Consider the following 17,859-nt stretch of genomic DNA (forward strand, 5'->3'; position numbering starts at 1 on the left):
CTGTCAATGTGATGATTTACGTAAAGAGTGGCTTGATGTAATCCATTTAATATAAAATTGTGGATAGAACCCTAAACACAAAGCGACTATCATTGCATTAATGGAGGTTAAATTAATCCAGATCAACCATCCTGGATTATTCCAACAATATAGACATAGCCCTAAGCTTAGAATATTAAGTGTCGTAAAAGAGGTTTTATAATAAACGCTTTCCATACCAGAGCTGGGGTTAAGTTTATAACGCGTTCTGATCGTGTTGATTGAACATATAAAGCAAAATATGCTGAGAAAATTGATAAAAATAACCAAGATAAACATTAATGTATCCCTTTGCTTTTAATGTAAAAGAATAATCGTAAAAAAATAATACCACATGTGAAAATTACAGCATCGGTGATGAGATATAAGTAATTGCTGTTATGTATGGCTGCCATAAAATAGGGTGCTGTTTGTATATAATTTAAAAAAGGTAAAAGAAGGCATAATCCTGAAAAAATAAATGTCAGGTTAAGCCAAGTGTATTTAATTTTCTCCAATATCGATCCCATAATACTAACCCCTAATACCAAGAAAAAGCTGATAAAGAAGCAGTTAATTTCCCAATTTATTCTTGTTGATAATTCTGCTGGTAATAAACGGTTTGACCATAGGAAAGTAATCATTGCGATTAATGTTCCCATAATAATGCCAATAGTAATGCCTTCTGTTATTCTATAAAATAATCGTTGAGGTATAGAATGCATCGATATTAGGCTGTTTCTTTTTCGATTGGAATAAAATAACAGCCCACAAGCAATCAAGACAGAGCTCCCTATGCCCATAATTGCAAAGATTACACGAAAAAAGTGACCGCCTGAACGAATAGTATGAATACCGAGTAATGTTTGATTAACCAAAGTAATAATAGTGGGCTTTTTGGAGAAAGAGCTGATTTGTTGTGTTTTTTTATCAAAAGCAACATAATTCTTAAGTCGAGCAATTTGTTTTTCATCGCCTTCGATAAATCTTACTTCTTTTTTGGTAAATAAGATCGCGCCAGGCATAGTATTAAAATAAATTTGTGCTTTATTCAATAAAGTTAAAAGATCTGGCCGTATTGATTGTTGTGAAAATTCTTTATGTTGCTTTGTCTGAACAGCATTGGGTAGAGGCTGAGTGTTGGGTAAGTAGCGAGGTGCCAAAAACAAAACGCCACTAATGGCAACAACGAATAAAAAAGGTAAAAAGAAAAAACCACTGATTGTATGTAAATCAGATTTAAAACGCACTGTATGAGGTTTGGGGTAAACAAAGAAAGCGTTTTTTACTATTTTCGGTAAATAAATAACCACACCAGAGATAATAACAAATATAAAGGCAATCCCCACAATCAATAAAATGGCACCTCCAATAAAACGACCAATAAATAAATTATTATGGAAACTATCAATAAAATATCCTCCACCGGTTGCTCTGACAGGGATAATATTTCCGTTTTGAGGATGGATGACATTCCCCTGTAACATATTATCTTGGGCATGTAGAACTCTGATAAATGGATCTCGGGATGAGGGAAGTGCAATTAGATTCTTACGAATTTGTTTATGTTGCTTCCAACTGTCATAGGCTTGATCTAATGCTGTGCTGGAAACGGATGCTGTTGGAGCGTACATTCCTAACTCGGGTTGCATCCATTGTGTAATCTCTTTATCATAAATTGAAATTGTTCCAGATACAAATAATACAAACAAAAACCATCCTCCAATAAGTCCAAACCATTGATGGCAAATTCTGAAAAAAGAAAATAAGTTTTTGTTCATAGTTGTAATCTTGTTATTAATTAATAATGATTATTATTATCAATAAGACAAGAAAATATCTACTATTAAATTATCAATTAGCAGAGTATGATTAACAATCACATGTTTTATTTAGAGCGGGAAAAGATGACAGCAGAGGGTATATTGGCTATTTCACCTTTAATTGTATATATATTTTTGGTGATTGGGGTTATTGGCCTAATCATTTGGAAATTTTTGTTCAAAAAATAGCTTTAAGTAAGGTTGACTTTTTCCTTGATGTGCAAAATAACATTTTCGAACATTTCGGTAGTCAATACGCCAGTACTGGTATTATAGCGTGATACATGATAACTATTGATAATCGTAATGTTTTCATTAATCTGAAAAAATTGTCCGTGTCTGAATTTGATACTGGTCAAGGGACGTCCAAAACAAGCTAAAATATTTTTGTGTGCGACAACACCCAATGTCAAAATAAATTTTAAATTAGGCATATACTGTATTTCTTGTAGTAGAAATGAGCGACAATTTTTCTCTTCTTGAGAGGTAGGTTTATTTTCAGGGGGAACGCATCGCACAGCATTAACAATACGACAATTTGACAAGGTTAATCCATCGTTAGGATCAGCATTATAAGTTCCCTTCGCAAAACCGTACTTAACTAAGGTATTATAAAGTAACATACCCGCATAATCACCTGTAAAGGGCCGACCTGTAAGATTTGCTCCTTTTACTCCCGGGGCGAGGCCAACAACTAAAAATTCTCCATTTTGATCGCCCCATGGCGGAACAGGGGCATTCCATCCTGTGGTGTATAATTGTTTGTTACTTTCCCTATATTCCATTAATCGAGGGCATAAAGAGCAATTATGTTCAGGCTGTATGGGTAAATTAATCATTATCGAGATTTGAATTTAATCTGTAAAAGGGATTGTTGGATTTGGAATATCATTTTGTTGATTACTGTCGCCAGTTCGTCGAGTGAATTCTGGGGCAATATCTACAATATCCAAGAACTGATCTGCCTGTCGACGCAATTCATCACCAACCATAGGAGGGTTGGTTTTGACGGATGAAATAACGGTCACCCGCACGCCTTGTCTTTGAACGGATTCAACCAAACGACGAAGATCAGCATCCCCACTAAATAAAACGGCATGATCGATGTGGGGGGCAATTTCCATCATATCAACAGCAAGTTCAATATCCATGCTTCCCTTAATTCTTCTGCGACCATTTTGATCGGTAAATTCACGTGCGCTTTTTGTGACAAGGAAAAAGCCATTATAGGCCAACCAATCGGTTAGGGGTTTAAGAGGGGAATATTCTTCTGTATCCAGAACCGCAGAGTAATAATAAGCGCGGATCACATTGCAATGATTTCTAAAAAAAGTTAGTAAATTTCTATAATCAACATCAAATCCTAAGTTCCGAGAGGCAGAATATAAATTCGCTCCATCTATGAATAGACAAACTTTTTCATTTTCTCTAAAAAACATATAAATAATCCTAAAATAAAATGATCGACTATAAAAAATTCACTATAATTGATATTAATCAATCCGCAGATAGTGTAGTGGTAATATTCTTAATGTGTTTCAATTAAGTGACGAATTTGTATAAGAAAAAAATTATGATTATTATAGCAGTTGGAAGTAATCTATCAGGTGTTTGGTCTGATACCCCTTATGGTATGTGTCAAGAAGCTGTGCATCGTCTATCCACAGAGTTAAAATGTTCTATAAAACAATCCTCTTGGTACCAAACTAACCCAATTCCACCATCATCTCAACCCCTTTATGTCAACGGGGTCATTGCATTAACAAAAGAAATTGAACCAATCGAGTTGTTAAAGACATTAAATAAACTAGAGGCAGAGGCAGGAAGAGTGCGTCAACAAGTCAACGAAGCACGCCCTCTGGATTTAGATATTTTGGATGTAAACGCTCAGATTATTGAGGATTCGACAAGGTTAATTATTCCCCATCCACGGTTGCATCTAAGGGGATTTGTTCTATATCCCTTAAGAGATGTATGTCCGCATTGGAAGCACCCTATATCACATAAAAGTGTAGATGAGTTAATAGCGGGGCTTCCGAAGGATCAAGAAATCGTACCTTATTTAGACGAAAAATAAGAAGATATTTGATTTTTTAATTGAGATAGAATAAAACCTAAAGATTAATTTCAAATCTGGAGATATTAGATTTATGGCACGCGTTACTGTTGAAGATTGTATTGAAAAAATCCCTAATCGTTTTGACCTTGTTTTGCATGCAGCACAAAGAGCACGTAGCCTTTCAAGAGGAGAGGCTTTAACAGTAGAACGCGACAATGATAAAAATCCCGTCGTTGCTTTACGTGAAATCGCCGAAGAAAAACTCGACTTAGATGCCATTAAAAGTGATATTATTCGTTCACTTGCTAGAGCACCAGAACCAGAGCCTGTGGACGAAGAAGTTGTTGATTTAATTCCAACTGAAAAAAATATCTTTGGTTTGCAAGATGTGACTGCAGAAGAAGAAAAACGCAACATGTCACAAAATTCTTTTGAAAACATTAATGAAATTATGAGCGAACTAGATCGTAGACGTTCTTCTGGCTCTGAAAATTTTTAGTATCATCCTTGTTTTTTTATTGGTTTTTATGCTTAATTATATACTATAAGCATTATTATCAGTATCAAGGTTAGAAGTGGAAAATATATATCTTCCCACAGCATTAAGTGAAAGCGATCATATTGATTGCGAAGGTCTACTTAGACATATTCGTAAATATGATTCTGAATCAGATCTTTCACTTGTTGAAAAGGCGTTCCAAGTTGCGTTTAAAGCTCACGAAAAACAATTTCGTGACAATGGGGCGCCATATATTATTCATCCCTTGGCTGTTGCGAATATATTGGCACATCTAAGGGTTGATGTTACCTCTATTATTACAGGGTTACTTCACGATACAATCGAAGATACCGAGGTAACTCGAGAATTTCTTGAAAAAGAATTTGGCGTTGTTGTTGCGGACCTTGTTGATGGTGTAACAAAGTTAACGCGTCTTGAATTGCAATCAGATCGAACCAAACAAGCTGAAAATTTTCGCAAGCTGGTGTTGGCGATGTCCAAAGATATCCGTGTTTTAATTGTGAAACTTGCGGATCGTTTGCACAACATGCGTACGCTACAATATGTGCAACGCTTAGACCGTAAGCAACGGATAGCGCGCGAGACAATGGACATATATGCGCCATTGGCAGAGCGTATCGGTATGGATAATGTAAAAACCGAACTTCAGAATATTGCCTTTGCTGTTTTAGAACCAGAAGGGGATGCTTCTATTCGAGCACGCCTAAACTATCTACGTGGTCAAGGGGCAGATATTGTTGAAGAGGTTTGTGCTGAATTAAAAGAGCTTTGTGAAAATTCGGGTTTAAGAAATGTCGATATCACTGGTCGCGAGAAATCTTGTTATTCTATTTGGGAAAAAATGAATAGAAGGCAAGTCGCTTTCGAACAATTATCCGATATTATGGCATTTCGTATTGTCGTTGGGACTAAAGAAGAATGCTACGCTGCTTTGGGTGTGGTGCATAGCAGTTATCCCGTTGTGGCGGGACGATTTAAAGATTATATCTCAGCTCCTAAGGCCAATGGGTATCAAAGTATTCATACGGGGGTTACGCTACGTCAACCGAGAAATCAACGTATTGAGATCCAAATTCGAACGCGTGAAATGCATGATATTGCCGAAAATGGTGTTGCGTCTCATTGGGTATATAAACAACTACCTGTTGTTGGTAAAGATCAAGAAAAACTTAACTCTAATGTTGCCGAAGTTGCACCCAAGTTTAAAAAGTTACGTTGGGTTCAAGATTTATTGGATATTTTAGAAGATTCAGCGGCACCAGATGAGTTTCTTGAAAATACCAAGTTAGAGCTTTATCAAGATTCTGTTTTTTGCTTTACGCCAAGAGGGGAATTGATACAGTTACCTCGTGGTGCCACACCAGTTGATTTTGCCTATGCAGTGCATAGCCAGGTTGGGGATCGTTGTGTTGGTGCTAAGGTTAATGGTCGGTTGGTTCCATTAAGAGAGCAGCTTCATAATGGTGCTCAAGTTGAAATTATGACTGCCAGAGAGGGAAATCCTTCTCCTTCTTGGGAACGATTTGTCGTAACGGGCAAAGCCAGAGCGCGCATTCGTCATTTTGTAAGTGGTCAGCAAAAAGCAATTAAGATCGAAGCTGGCCGCGTTGCTTTGGCAAAAGCATTTCGTCAAGAAGGGGTTGATGGATCACAAAAAATTCTTGAAAATGTTTTGAAACCTTTGAAACAATCTTCTGTGACGGATTTATATGTCGCGGTTGGCAGTAACGCTTTATTAGCCAAAGACGTCGTTTATACCGCTTATCCAGAATTGCGGCCTACGAAAAGAGCGCCTCGTTTTGTGCCAGGCTTAAGCGAAAAGAAATCATCATCTTCTTCTGTATCCAGTATGGGTGGACAACACCAGAATGTCATTCCTTTGAAAGGGATGGAAAAAGGCATTAGTGTTCATTTTGCGGGATGTTGCCACCCATTGCCTGGGGACGCAGTGGTGGGGATTGTCTCGACAGGCAAGGGGATTACCGTGCATCGTAAATCCTGTGCGATGTTAAGTAATTATGCTTCTATGCCGGAACGTTTTATGAGTATGGATTGGGATTATGATATTCTGAGTCATGTTGATTCAAAGAAAAACTATGTGGGTCGAATTAAAGTTGTAGGCGAAAATAATTCCGAATTGTTGGCAAGTATAACAAATCGTACGGCTCAGTATAATGGCAGTATTTTGAATTTGAAGATTTTGAATAGACATATCGATTTCATTGAAATCTTATTAGATCTTGAAGTGAAAGACGTTGAGCATTTGAATTCTTTGGTCTTGGGATTACAAGTTATCAAAGGTATTATTCACGTAGAGCGATCTGTGAGCTAAGGAATATAAAGAATGATTGTAGGTATAGGCTCTGATTTATGTGACATGCGGCGTATTGAAGCCGTTTTAGAACGCCATGGTGATCGTTTTAAGGGGCGTATATTCACATCAAACGAAATTAAAAAGGCAGAGGGGCGGTATGGTCAAACGCGTATAGGAACATATGCTAAACGCTGGGCAGCCAAGGAGGCTTGTGCCAAAGCGTTGGGAACGGGATTTAACGATCAGGTTTTTTACCATGATATTGAAGTTATTAACTTACCTAGTGGTCAACCCTCTTTAAAATTGACGAACGGCGCATTGGAACGATTGCGAGCATTGGGTAAAGATGGATATAAACCCAATCTTTTATTAACGATGACCGATGAACATCCTTATGCATTTGCACAAGTAATGATTGAATTATTGCCTAACAAGGAATAGATAAGATACTAAGTAAGGCTTGATAGCGTTCATAGCGTTCATAGCGTTCATATTAATATAAATAATAGGTATCAAAGTAACGTGATTGATAAGAGAGTATGAATAATAATTTAAATAATGATGCAAATCAAAATCCTGATGGAACAAAGCAAAAGTCGACAGGGTTAAAAGGAATGATGGAGATGGTATCGACAGTGTTTTGGGCTGTCGTTATTATTGTTGTGGTTCGGTGCTTACTATTTGCTCCTTTTAATATTCCATCAGGGTCTATGATACCGACGTTACTGATTGGGGATTATATTTTTGTCAGTAAGTATAGTTATGGTTATTCAAAGCACTCATTTTTCTTTTCACAGCCAGATTTTAAAGGACGTATTTGGTATACCCCTCCTCAAAGGGGTGATGTTGTTGTATTTAGAAGCACAAAACCACCGTTTGATTATTATGTAAAAAGATTGATTGGTTTGCCTGGTGATACAATTCAAGTTAAAAATGGTGTTTTATATATTGATGACAAACCCGTTAATCGTCGTTCAGATGGGCCATATACATATCAAGAATCGCCAAACAAACCAGAAATTACTGAAAATCTATATACTGAATATTTGCCGCGTAAAGATGGTTCGATCGTAGAGCATAAGATTTTACAAGCAATGATCAATCCTTGCGGAGAAGATTTGGTATGTAATGGGGATATCAATCCAAATTATACTATTCCTTATCATGTGCCTGCAGATCATTTTTTTGCGATGGGCGATAATCGTGATCATAGTGCAGATAGTCGATTTAACGATCCTAATACCGAAAATTATCTGGGTTTTGTGCCGATCGAAAATCTTATTGGAAAAGTTCAATTTATTTTTTATTCTTATGATAGCAAATATCCTGTTTGGCAATTCTGGCATTGGCCCCAAGAAATTCGTTGGAACCGATTATTTAAGACTGTGAAATGACATTAGATATGCAAAAGGATCTTGCTTTTTCAGAGAAAACTTTGGAAAGCAAATTAGGTTATTCGTTTCAATCAAAGGCATTATTGCAAAAAGCACTTACCCATCGCTCTGCCATTTACGAGAATCGTTCTTCTCGTAAAAAAGTTAAACGTGTCAGTTCAAATGAGCGATTAGAATTTATTGGTGATCGCGTGCTGGGATTAGTAATGGCAGAATGGTTATTAAAACGCTATCCTAATGAACAAGAAGGGGATTTGGGGCCAAGACATGCGCATTTGGTTTCTAAGACCGTTTTGGCTCAAATTGCAGCGATTTTGAATATCTCAGAGGCTATTCATGTTGCTTCACACGAAGAGAAAGCTGGTGTTCATCATACAGATAGTGTGTTGGCTGATGCTGTCGAGGCAATCTTGGGTGCAATGTATTTAGATGGTGGGTTAAAACCCGTTCAAAATTTGGTTCATAAAGTATGGGCAGAAATTATTGAATCACAGTCTTTGCCGCCAAAAGATTCAAAGACAGCGTTGCAAGAATGGGTATTGGCCAGAGGATTGCCGCTGCCTGTTTATGAGTTGGTTTCTCAAGAGGGCCCATCTCATACACCAATTTTTGTTATTAAAGTTGTTGTGAAAAACCATGAAGGTAGGGGCGAAGGGGGTAATAAACGTGCAGCAGAAAGTGCCGCAGCCAAAGATTTGCTTCTTCAATTAGAATTAATTAAAAACAAGAAAAAGTAGGATAAAGAATATGCATTGTGGGTTTGTGGCTTTGATTGGGGCACCAAATGCGGGTAAATCAACCTTATTAAATAAAATGGCGGGTGCTAAATTATCGATTGTTAGTCCAAAAGCACAAACCACGCGTATGCGTATTTTGGGGATTGTGATGCGTCAACAAACTCAAATTTTGTTGATGGATACGCCAGGTATTTTTAAACCGAAAAGAAAACTTGATGAAGCGATGGTGGCAGCCGCTTGGACAGGTGCTGTGGATGCGGATATTACGTTGCTGTTAATCGATGCTAATCTTGGCCTAACGGATGAAAATCGAGATATTATTAACCATTTAAAAGAGAATTCCCGTCGTATTTGGTTGGTATTTAACAAAATTGATAAAATAAATCCACAAAAATTGCTGCCATTGACTCAAGAAATTACTTCTATTCTATCTATCGAAAAAAGCTTTATGGTTAGCGCCAAAACTGGTAGTGGTGTAGATGATTTATTAGATGCATTGGCAGAATCTCTTCCAAAAAGTCCTTGGTTATATCCAGAGGATGATTTAACAAACCTACCTGATCGTTTATTGGCTGCTGAGTTGGTCAGGGAACAAATCTTTATGCAAACGCATGAAGAGGTTCCTTATTCAGTGACTGCTGAAACGGAAAGTTTCAAAGAAAGACCAGATGGATCTGTTCGCATTGATGTTACAATTTATGTTTTGCGCGCCAATCACAAAGCAATTATTATCGGTGAAAAGGGACAAAAAATACGGATGATTGGCGAGAGAGCTCGTAAAGAGTTAAATCATTTATTGGATCGATCATGTCATTTATTCCTGATTGTTAAAGAGCGTAAAGGCTGGGATGGTGAATCAGCGCGTTTAAAAGCAATTGGTCTTGAGGACTAATTTGTTTTTAAGGCAGGAAACATTGATAAAAATGATTTCATCCTTTTAAAAATAGTGATGCTGTTGTAGTATTTCTTACCGTCTATAACTATAAACCAGATGTGAAAAAATGATTAATTCTTCGAAAAATGATACCCCTAAACGTGTGTTACTAAAAATCTCTGGCGAAGCTCTGTTAGGGCGAGGGATGTACGGTGTTGATCCAGAAATTGCAAACGCAATTGCTGAAGATATTGCAAGCGTTGCAAATGCTGGAATAGAGGTATGCTTGGTTATTGGTGGCGGAAATATTTTTCGTGGTATGACTGCTGCTGCTAAAGGCATGGATAGAGTTCAAGGCGACTACGCAGGTATGTTGGCAACTGTCATCAATGCGGTTGTAATGAATAGTGTTTTGCAACAACATAATATAGATAGTTATATCATGTCTGCAATTTCTATGCCGCAGATTGCTGAAACTTATATTCGTGATAAGGCAATGCGTCATATGGATAAAGGACATGTCGTGATCTTTGCTGCTGGCACGGGAAATCCTTATTTTACTACGGATACGGCTGCTGCACTACGGGCTATTGAAATGGATTGTGACCTTATGTTAAAAGGAACACAAGTCGATGGTGTTTATGATTCAGACCCTAAGAAGAATCCAGAAGCTAAACGATATGATATCTTGACCTATACAGAGGCTTTGGCGAAAGGATTAAATGTAATGGATGCGACGGCATTAAGTCTGGCTCGTGATAATAAATTGCCAATTATTGTTTTTGATGTGCACGAAAAAGGTAATTTTAGCCGTGTCATCAATAATGAAGGTACGTTTACAAAAGTCGTTGTTTCTGAAGCTAATTCTTAGTTCATTAAATATAATATTTGTTAAAAAGGATTTCTTTTGTGGTTGATGATATTGATAGTTTAAAAAAAGACATAGAACGTCGTATGAGCAGTGCGATTGACTCTTTTAAACATGATTTGGCTGGCTTACGTTCAGGTCGTGCAACTGCTGCTTTGTTAGAACCAATTCGTGTAGAAGCATATGGAAGTGTTACCCCTATTACTCAAGTAGCTTCTATTGCAGCACCAGAACCAAGAATGTTAACCGTTCAAGTTTGGGATAAAGGCTTGGTCAGTCTGGTTGATAAAGCCATTCGTGAAAGTGGATTGGGATTAAATCCAATGCCAGATGGGCAACTTATTCGTGTACCAATTCCTCAATTGACCGAAGAGCGCCGTAATGAGATGGTAAAAGCTGCGGGTCGTTATGCAGAAGCCGCAAAAGTTGCTGTGCGTAATGTGCGTCGTGATGGAATGGATAAAACCAAAGCTGCTGAAAAAAATGGTGATATTAGTCAGGATGATGTAAAAGTTTGGTCTGATGAAATTCAGAAAATCACCGATCAATATGTCAATAAGATTGACGAAGTTCTTGTTGAAAAAGAGCGCGATATTAAGCAAGTTTAGTCTGATAGACTGAAATGATATTTTGTGATGGCTTGTTCTCCTTTGGATAAAACTAACGAATGTTTAAAATTGTCTGAACCTAAATCTCTGCCTCGGCATGTTGCAATTATTATGGATGGCAATAGTCGATGGGCTGAAGCGAAATCTTTGCCGAGAGTTGCTGGACATAAAGAAGGAGCGCAAGCTGTTAAACGATGTATCAAAGCGGCAATTCGGAATAATATTCCGTGGTTGACGCTTTATGCTTTTTCTTCTGAAAATTGGCGTAGAACGCCCGAGGAAGTTGCTGATTTAACGGCTCTGTTAAGATATTATATTAAATTTGAGGCACGTAAATTACACAAAGAAGGCGTTTGCGTGCGTATTATCGGTGACAGTGCGCGTTTTGATGAGAAATTGCAACGTGAATTTAAAGCAATTGAACAGCTGACTGAAAACAACACGCGCTTGATTTTAACGCTTGCTTTGTCATATGGAGGGCGTGGGGAAATTATTCAAGCCGTTCAGCGTGTTGCCAGTGATGTGCAGGCAAATAAGATAAGTTTGGCGCAAGTAACTGAAGATGTTTTTGCTCAATACTTATTTGCACCTGATATTCCTGACCCAGATTTAATTGTCAGAACAAGTGGCGAATGTCGGTTATCTAATTTTCTGCTGTGGCAATCTGCTTATGCAGAATTGGTGTTTGTTCAGACGCTATGGCCAGATTTTAACGAAGAGCATTTCAATCATATCTTGAATATCTATGTTCGTCGAGATAGGCGCTTTGGTTCTAGACCAGGATTAACCGTTAGTGATAAATAATTCAAAATCTTCTTGGCAAGATTTGCCTTTACGTATCGTTTCTGCTCTGGTTATTATTCCAATTGCTTTATTTTGTATTATTTACGGGCAGTGGTTTTTTATTGGTTTGCTGTGCATTATCAGCGTTGCCATGACTGTGGAATGGGCGAATTTATTTAAAAAGAAACTTTCCAATTATCGTGTTGCGGTATTTCTAATATGGCCTTTGATTGCTTATGCAGCCGTTATAAAAGGAATGTGGTGGCCAGCAATTTTAATTGTTGGATGGGCTCCTTTTATTTTTGGTCCGCAATTGTGGCTGGGATCTGTCGTTATTGGTGGTGCAGGCATATCCTTGTTATGGTTACGTTTTATGACGGCATCTGAAATGCATCCTGTCATCTTTATTGTGATTGTCGTCATTGCGAGCGATAGCTTTGCGTATATAGCAGGCAAAACTTTTGGCGGTCCAAAACTAATTCCTTCTGTTTCTCCTGGAAAAACTTGGTCGGGTGCGTTTGGTGGATTAATTGGCGCAGGCTGTGTTGGCAGTATCATTGTGGGTTATCTTTGTGGTGGGTTATATACAGCCTATATCGGTGGAGCCATTTTTGGGATGGTCACGGGTATTGTTGCACAGATTGGTGATTTGCTTGAAAGTAAATTAAAACGAGAATTGGGTGTAAAAGATTCTGGTAAAATCATTCCTGGTCATGGTGGCGTATTGGATCGTTTTGATGCATTATTATTTGTTTCAATTTTTGTTGCTCTTATTTCTTGTGTTTTGCCAGCTGACAAAAGTTTGGATAAATGGGGGGGCTCATTATTGTCAACAAAAACTGTGGGCGATCAACAGCCTATATTCCTTCCTTTGACAATCATTAGATAAAATATTAACTCAATTATGTGCAAGGATATTTCAAGATGAAAACGGTTTCTATATTAGGGTGTACTGGCAGCATTGGTTGTTCAACGGTTGATTTGCTATTGCAAGATCCAGATTCATTTCAAACAATTGCGCTGGTTGGTGGAAAAAATGTAAAAAAGCTTGCAGCGCAAGCTATTGCTCTTAATGCACAATATGCCGTTATTGCTGATGAGCATTATTTACCTGAATTAAAAGAATTATTGTCAGGCCACTCAACAAAAGTAAGTGGCGGAAGGCAGGCGGTTTTAGAAGCAGCATCAATTCCTGTGGATTGGACAATGGCAGCAATTACAGGTGCTATTGGGCTAGAACCCACAATGGCAGCTGTCAAGAATGGTAAATATGTTGCCCTAGCAAATAAAGAAGCCTTGGTCTCTGCGGGTGATGTAATGTTGAAAGCAGTTCAAGAGGCAGGGGCTACGTTGTTGCCTGTTGATTCTGAACATAATGCAATCTTCCAATCAATGGCTGATAAACAAATCCAGTCAATTGAGAAAATTATCTTGACGGCATCAGGTGGTCCTTTTCGAAATACTTCTTTGGAGGATATGAAAAAGGTCACGTTGAAACAGGCTTTGAAACATCCAACTTGGACAATGGGGGCTAAGATCACCATTGATTCCGCAAGTATGTTTAATAAGGGCTTGGAAATTATTGAAGCAGCCCGTTTATTTGATATGGCAGAGCATAAAATTGACGTGTTAATTCATCCGCAGTCTATTATTCACAGTATGGTGCAATACGAAGATGGCAGTATGATTGCACAATTAGGGGCTCCTGATATGCGTATTCCTATTGCGCATACCTTGGCTTGGCCTTATAGAATGCGTTCAAATGTAGAACGTCTTAATTTGACCCAAGTTGCAAAATTAGAATTTGAAGCACCTGATGAAGTACGTTTCCCTGCTTTACGCTTATCTCGTGAGGCGTTAAGAGAGGGTAAGTGTGCGCCGACTATTCTTTCTGCTGCCAATGAAGTCGCAGTTGATGCATTTTTAAAAGAACAAATTGGGTTCCTTGATATTCCCGAATCCGTTGAAGCGGTAATGCAAAAATTAGGAGCTCCGCAAGCGAATACTATCCAAGAAGTAATTCATTGGGATCAAGAAGCAAGAAAACATGCAGAAGCATGGATTAAAAATCGTAACCGTATGTAAGTAAAGAATTAATTTAAGGTAAATCCATGTCAATGTTAGCTATATATGATTTCTTGCGAATGATTATTTCATTCGTATTTGTTTTGGGCGTACTCGTTTTTATCCATGAGCTTGGGCATTATCTGGCTGCACGGTGGCGCGGTATACATGTTGATGTGTTCTCTATTGGGTTTGGCAAGCCTTTATATCGTTGGCATGATAAGGTCGGCACTGAATGGCGTATTTGTCCAATCCCTTTGGGTGGATATGTCAGACCTCATGGATTTGCAGACCCAGAAGATGTCAGTGAAGAAGAAAGAGCAGCTTATATTGAAGGTAAGACTTTTCATGGTAAAGATGTGGGAAGTCGAGCAATCGTTATTGCTGCAGGGCCGATTTTTAATTTTTTATTGGCGATTATTTTATATTTCGGTTTATTTGTTACGGTTGGTAAGCATAGTTTGGGTGAGCCTGTTGCTCAAGCAATTATTGCAGATAGTGCAGCAGCAAAAGCAGGAATACAACCCAAAGACGTTATTTTAAAAATCGGGGATATTAATCATCCCGGTGTTGAAAATCTTGTCATGTATGCTCAAGAGCATCCTGATTTATCAACGACAATCGCTGTTAAAAGAGATGGTAAAGAGGTTACTTTACCCATTACTATTGGTAGCAAAGAGAATGATGGGAAAAAGGTTGGTCAGTTAGGCGTTCAATTAGCAATTAATGTCATTGCTGGTAAACCAATGTCTGTTGGTGGGGCAGCTGTCGCTGCCGTTCAAGAAACATGGGATGTCAGTAAAAAAACACTTGTTGGTCTGGGTCAAATGATAACAGGACAGAGATCAGCAAAAGATTTAGGCGGTCCGATTAAGATTGCACAATTATCAGGTCAAGTGTCCAAAGGGGGATTTGCTGATCTGGTTAACTTCATGGCGCTTTTATCCATTAGCTTAGGATTGATTAATTTATTTCCGATTCCTGTGCTTGATGGTGGAAGATTGGTTTTTTATGTATTCGAAGCCATCTTCAGAAGACCTGTGCCAAAACCGATACAAGAGCGCGCTTTTCAAGTAGGTTTTGTATTAATATTACTACTTTTTGCATTTTCAATGTATAACGATGTGACTCAACTTTCGTGGTTTCGTTGGCTTACAGGTCACAGTAATTAAATTCTATGATGTTTATTGCAAGTAACGACTTGTCAAAAGGTATAAAAAACGGTTACTCACGAAATAAGAATAAAATAAGATGATTTATATTTAGTTATAAAAAATCTTGTGATATGCAATTTGGTGGATTTCCATTAGTGAAAAAGGGTGGCTGATTTGTCAGGTAAACGTTCGGCTCTGTTTGCTTCTGTATGTATGTTTCCGTTTGTATGCAGTGCTTTGCACGCGCAAACGACAGGTAATGTGTCTCATTCTTCGCATGCTAAGAAAGCTGTAAAAAGCGCTCATCATGCTAAGAAAGGGAATGTTGGTAAACACGTAACTAAACAAGGTGGTATCATTCAATCCATTCAAGTGATTGGAAATGATCGTGTTGAAACACCTACAGTGCTGTCTTATATGTTGGCACAGCCTGGAGATCCTTTTAACAAGGATTTGTTAGATCGTTCTTTAAAAACCCTTTATGCAACTGGGTTGTTTAAGGATATTACTTTCCATCGTTCTGGCAATGATTTGCAAATCAAAGTTGTAGAGAATCCAATTGTAAACGTGGTGGCTTTTGAAGGTAATAAAAAATTAAAAGATGCAGACCTTACGAAATATACTTCTTTAAAACCGCGAGCTGTATATTCTCCTGCGTTAATTTCAGAAGACCGTAAACGCATTTTGGCAATGTATGCTGCCAAAGGGCGTTACTCAGTAACAGTCACGCCTCAGATAATTCACCTGTCAAAAAATCGTATCGATGTTATTTATAAAATCAACGAAGGCCCAAAAACAGCTATTGAAAAGCTGACCTTTGTTGGAAATCATGCGTTTAGTGAAGCTCGTTTAGCACAAGTGACATCTTCTAAAGAAACTGCTTGGTATCGCTTCTTATCGTCTTCTGATGAATATAACCCAGAACGCGTAAAATATGATGCCGAGTTGATTCGTCGTTTCTATATCCGCAATGGGTTTGTTGATTTTAAAATGATTAATGCAACAGGCGAATTGTCACCTGATCACAAATCATTTTATATCACATATACCATGAGCGAAGGCCCACAATATCGTTTAAATAAAGTGGATGTACGTTCTAATTTAGAAGGGGTGAAACCTGAAAAAGTTAGAGAAATGATCGCCATGCGTAAAGGTCAATTTTATGATGGTAAGGAAATTGAAGACGTAGCTAAGAACATTGAAGAAACATTGCAGTCTCAAGGTCATCCTTTTGCAGTGGTTCGTCCGGAAATTGCACGTAATCCAGAAAAGAAAAGAGTTGATCTTTTATTTGATGTAATGGAAGGCCCTCGAGTTTACGTCGAACGTATTGACATTAATGGCAATACGGTCACCAAAGACAATGTGATTCGTCGTGAATTGCCTGCTGCTGAGAATGATCCGTATACCAATACAACTGAAAAATACATGAAAATGGCAGTTGATGACTTGGGATATTTCAAAGAAGTAAAAGTTCAGCAAGTTAAGGGATCTGCAGCTGATAAACGTGTGGTTGCGATCAATGTTCAAGAGAAACCAACGGGTGAATTCTCACTAGGTGGTGGTTACTCTACTGATTCAGGTGTTTTGGGAAATATTGGCTTAAGACAAAGGAACTTCCTAGGCACTGGTGTTGATGCTGGAATTTCTGGAACGGCTGCATATTATGCAAAGCAAGTTAATTTATCTGTAACCGACCCTTACTTTTTGAATAAAAATATGGTTGCAGGGATTGATCTATTTTATATTCAAAACAGTTATCAAACCTATCAAAATTATGGTGAAGATCGTTTTGGGGCTTCATTTCGTTTAGGCTATTCTTTTAATAATGTGTTGTCTCAACAATGGACCTATTCGATTATTGATCGTCGTGTCCACGATATTTGGGATGATTCATCGTATTATATTTTGGATCAAAAAGGACATTCTTTATTATCTCAATTAAGCACAACCATTGCGTATGACACCAGAGACGCCCGTTTCAATCCTCATACTGGAACATTGGTTAAAGTTGGCGGTGATCTTGCGGGGCTTGGTGGTGATGCAAAGTATGTTCGTGGTAAATTAGATGCATCTCATTATTTCCCGTTGGATGATTTAACAGGTAATCGTGATTGGACATTAAGTTTAACTGCGGGTACTGGTTATATTGCTGATTGGGGCAATAAAGACGATACAATGATTATTGATAACTTCTATTTGGGTGGTAATAACCTAAGAGGTTTCTATGATGGTGGTGTTGGTCCACGAAGCCACGGGATACCTAAAAGAGGGGATAATAGGGCGCATACCCAAGAAGATTTCTTGGGTGGACGTTTTATGTATACGGCTTCTGCGCAAGTTAATTTTCCGATGCCTGCAGCAAGGGATCTTGGCTTAAGTGGTCGTTATTTTGTTGATATGGGTGCATTGGGCGGCTTAAGAGTTAAGAATAGATATACGAACTCTGCACATGATGGTGACAAATATACCGGTGTTTATGGGGACAGTTTATCACCCCGCGTCAGTACAGGTGCTGGTGTTTCTTGGAAAAGTCCATTTGGGCTGTTGAATGTTGATTTTGGTTATCCCGTTGTTAAGCAAAAGCATGATCGCACTCAATTAGTACGGTTTGGGTTTGGACAACAATTTTAAGGATGAATA

General features: G+C 38.1%; 18 protein-coding genes. 14 read left to right on the forward strand and 4 right to left on the reverse strand.

All coding sequences use genetic code 11. The features are described from left to right. Positions 1–3: 3 nt before the first annotated feature. From PQG54_RS07590 to PQG54_RS07605, 4 genes are all read right to left on the reverse strand, one after another. Positions 4–318, reverse strand: a complete 315-nt coding sequence (locus PQG54_RS07590; protein WP_271788542.1) for a hypothetical protein — start codon at positions 316–318, stop codon at positions 4–6. Then, positions 318–1,799, reverse strand: a complete 1,482-nt coding sequence (locus PQG54_RS07595) for a PepSY-associated TM helix domain-containing protein (protein ID WP_271788543.1) — start codon at positions 1,797–1,799, stop codon at positions 318–320. Before PQG54_RS07595 ends, PQG54_RS07590 begins: the two co-directional genes overlap by 1 nt. 233 nt (positions 1,800–2,032) lie before the next feature. Next, a complete protein-coding gene (locus tag PQG54_RS07600; RefSeq protein WP_271788544.1) occupies positions 2,033–2,680 on the reverse strand; it encodes a uracil-DNA glycosylase in 648 nt (215 codons plus the stop codon). Between the two features lie 15 nt (positions 2,681–2,695). After that, positions 2,696–3,280, reverse strand: coding sequence for a LabA-like NYN domain-containing protein (locus tag PQG54_RS07605; protein WP_271788545.1), 585 nt, complete (start codon positions 3,278–3,280; stop codon positions 2,696–2,698). Between the two features lie 134 nt (positions 3,281–3,414). Here PQG54_RS07605 and folK point away from each other — a divergent pair, with 134 nt between their 5' ends. The 14 genes from folK to bamA all read left to right on the forward strand — a co-directional run bounded on the left by folK (position 3,415) and on the right by bamA (position 17,850). Then, a complete protein-coding gene (gene folK / locus PQG54_RS07610; RefSeq protein ID WP_271788546.1) occupies positions 3,415–3,918 on the forward strand; it encodes a 2-amino-4-hydroxy-6-hydroxymethyldihydropteridine diphosphokinase in 504 nt (167 codons plus the stop codon). Positions 3,919–3,991: 73 nt separating this feature from the next. Beyond that, positions 3,992–4,399, forward strand: a complete 408-nt coding sequence (rpoZ, locus tag PQG54_RS07615; protein WP_271788547.1) for a DNA-directed RNA polymerase subunit omega — start codon at positions 3,992–3,994, stop codon at positions 4,397–4,399. Between the two features lie 76 nt (positions 4,400–4,475). Further along, complete coding sequence (locus tag PQG54_RS07620) at positions 4,476–6,752, forward strand: RelA/SpoT family protein (protein WP_271788548.1); 2,277 nt, start codon at positions 4,476–4,478, stop codon at positions 6,750–6,752. Between the two features lie 12 nt (positions 6,753–6,764). After that, positions 6,765–7,175: a holo-ACP synthase gene (gene acpS, locus PQG54_RS07625; protein WP_271788549.1), complete on the forward strand. Its 411-nt coding sequence runs from the start codon at positions 6,765–6,767 to the stop codon at positions 7,173–7,175. Positions 7,176–7,273: 98 nt separating this feature from the next. Then, on the forward strand, positions 7,274–8,128 hold the full coding sequence (gene lepB, locus PQG54_RS07630) for a signal peptidase I (protein WP_271788550.1): 855 nt from the start codon (positions 7,274–7,276) through the stop codon (positions 8,126–8,128). Further along, positions 8,125–8,865: a ribonuclease III gene (gene rnc, locus PQG54_RS07635; RefSeq protein ID WP_271788551.1), complete on the forward strand. Its 741-nt coding sequence runs from the start codon at positions 8,125–8,127 to the stop codon at positions 8,863–8,865. The genes lepB and rnc overlap by 4 nt, the downstream gene beginning before the upstream one ends. A gap of 10 nt (positions 8,866–8,875) precedes the next feature. Further along, positions 8,876–9,757 carry a GTPase Era gene (gene era / locus PQG54_RS07640; RefSeq protein ID WP_271788552.1) on the forward strand — a complete coding sequence of 294 codons (882 nt, stop codon included), beginning with the start codon at positions 8,876–8,878 and terminating at the stop codon, positions 9,755–9,757. A 109-nt stretch (positions 9,758–9,866) separates the two neighbouring features. Beyond that, the gene (pyrH, locus tag PQG54_RS07645; protein ID WP_271788553.1) at positions 9,867–10,610 is read left to right on the forward strand and encodes a UMP kinase; all 744 of its coding nucleotides are present in this window, start codon (positions 9,867–9,869) and stop codon (positions 10,608–10,610) included. An 83-nt stretch (positions 10,611–10,693) separates the two neighbouring features. Further along, positions 10,694–11,215: a ribosome recycling factor gene (gene frr, locus PQG54_RS07650; RefSeq protein WP_271789513.1), complete on the forward strand. Its 522-nt coding sequence runs from the start codon at positions 10,694–10,696 to the stop codon at positions 11,213–11,215. 27 nt (positions 11,216–11,242) lie between these two features. Further along, positions 11,243–12,019, forward strand: a complete 777-nt coding sequence (uppS, locus tag PQG54_RS07655) for a polyprenyl diphosphate synthase (RefSeq protein WP_271788554.1) — start codon at positions 11,243–11,245, stop codon at positions 12,017–12,019. Continuing rightward, complete coding sequence (locus PQG54_RS07660; RefSeq protein ID WP_271788555.1) at positions 12,009–12,887, forward strand: phosphatidate cytidylyltransferase; 879 nt, start codon at positions 12,009–12,011, stop codon at positions 12,885–12,887. Before uppS ends, PQG54_RS07660 begins: the two co-directional genes overlap by 11 nt. Positions 12,888–12,922: 35 nt before the next feature. Continuing rightward, positions 12,923–14,083 carry a 1-deoxy-D-xylulose-5-phosphate reductoisomerase gene (gene dxr, locus PQG54_RS07665; RefSeq protein WP_271788556.1) on the forward strand — a complete coding sequence of 387 codons (1,161 nt, stop codon included), beginning with the start codon at positions 12,923–12,925 and terminating at the stop codon, positions 14,081–14,083. A gap of 32 nt (positions 14,084–14,115) precedes the next feature. Beyond that, positions 14,116–15,234, forward strand: a complete 1,119-nt coding sequence (gene rseP, locus PQG54_RS07670; RefSeq protein ID WP_271807713.1) for an RIP metalloprotease RseP — start codon at positions 14,116–14,118, stop codon at positions 15,232–15,234. A gap of 195 nt (positions 15,235–15,429) precedes the next feature. Then, positions 15,430–17,850 (forward strand): outer membrane protein assembly factor BamA, encoded by a 2,421-nt coding sequence (bamA, locus tag PQG54_RS07675; RefSeq protein ID WP_271789514.1) that lies wholly within the window; start codon positions 15,430–15,432, stop codon positions 17,848–17,850. Positions 17,851–17,859: the final 9 nt, after the last annotated feature.

Origin of the sequence: Commensalibacter communis (genome assembly GCF_947179015.1) — a bacterium.
Classification (GTDB): Bacteria; Pseudomonadota; Alphaproteobacteria; order Acetobacterales; family Acetobacteraceae; genus Commensalibacter; species Commensalibacter communis.

Bases quoted from the DNA above. Each gene is read 5' to 3' on its own strand.
- PQG54_RS07590 (WP_271788542.1), bottom strand. From the start codon at position 318: ATGTTTATCTTGGTTATTTTTATCAATTTTCTCAGCATATTTTGCTTT.
- PQG54_RS07595 (WP_271788543.1), bottom strand. From the start codon at position 1,799: ATGAACAAAAACTTATTTTCTTTTTTCAGAATTTGCCATCAATGGTTT.
- PQG54_RS07600 (WP_271788544.1), bottom strand. From the start codon at position 2,680: ATGATTAATTTACCCATACAGCCTGAACATAATTGCTCTTTATGCCCT.
- PQG54_RS07605 (WP_271788545.1), bottom strand. From the start codon at position 3,280: ATGTTTTTTAGAGAAAATGAAAAAGTTTGTCTATTCATAGATGGAGCG.
- folK (WP_271788546.1), top strand. From the start codon at position 3,415: ATGATTATTATAGCAGTTGGAAGTAATCTATCAGGTGTTTGGTCTGAT.
- rpoZ (WP_271788547.1), top strand. From the start codon at position 3,992: ATGGCACGCGTTACTGTTGAAGATTGTATTGAAAAAATCCCTAATCGT.
- acpS (WP_271788549.1), top strand. From the start codon at position 6,765: ATGATTGTAGGTATAGGCTCTGATTTATGTGACATGCGGCGTATTGAA.
- lepB (WP_271788550.1), top strand. From the start codon at position 7,274: ATGAATAATAATTTAAATAATGATGCAAATCAAAATCCTGATGGAACA.
- rnc (WP_271788551.1), top strand. From the start codon at position 8,125: ATGACATTAGATATGCAAAAGGATCTTGCTTTTTCAGAGAAAACTTTG.
- era (WP_271788552.1), top strand. From the start codon at position 8,876: ATGCATTGTGGGTTTGTGGCTTTGATTGGGGCACCAAATGCGGGTAAA.
- pyrH (WP_271788553.1), top strand. From the start codon at position 9,867: ATGATTAATTCTTCGAAAAATGATACCCCTAAACGTGTGTTACTAAAA.
- frr (WP_271789513.1), top strand. From the start codon at position 10,694: ATGAGCAGTGCGATTGACTCTTTTAAACATGATTTGGCTGGCTTACGT.
- uppS (WP_271788554.1), top strand. From the start codon at position 11,243: ATGGCTTGTTCTCCTTTGGATAAAACTAACGAATGTTTAAAATTGTCT.
- dxr (WP_271788556.1), top strand. From the start codon at position 12,923: ATGAAAACGGTTTCTATATTAGGGTGTACTGGCAGCATTGGTTGTTCA.
- rseP (WP_271807713.1), top strand. From the start codon at position 14,116: ATGTTAGCTATATATGATTTCTTGCGAATGATTATTTCATTCGTATTT.
- bamA (WP_271789514.1), top strand. From the start codon at position 15,430: ATGTTTCCGTTTGTATGCAGTGCTTTGCACGCGCAAACGACAGGTAAT.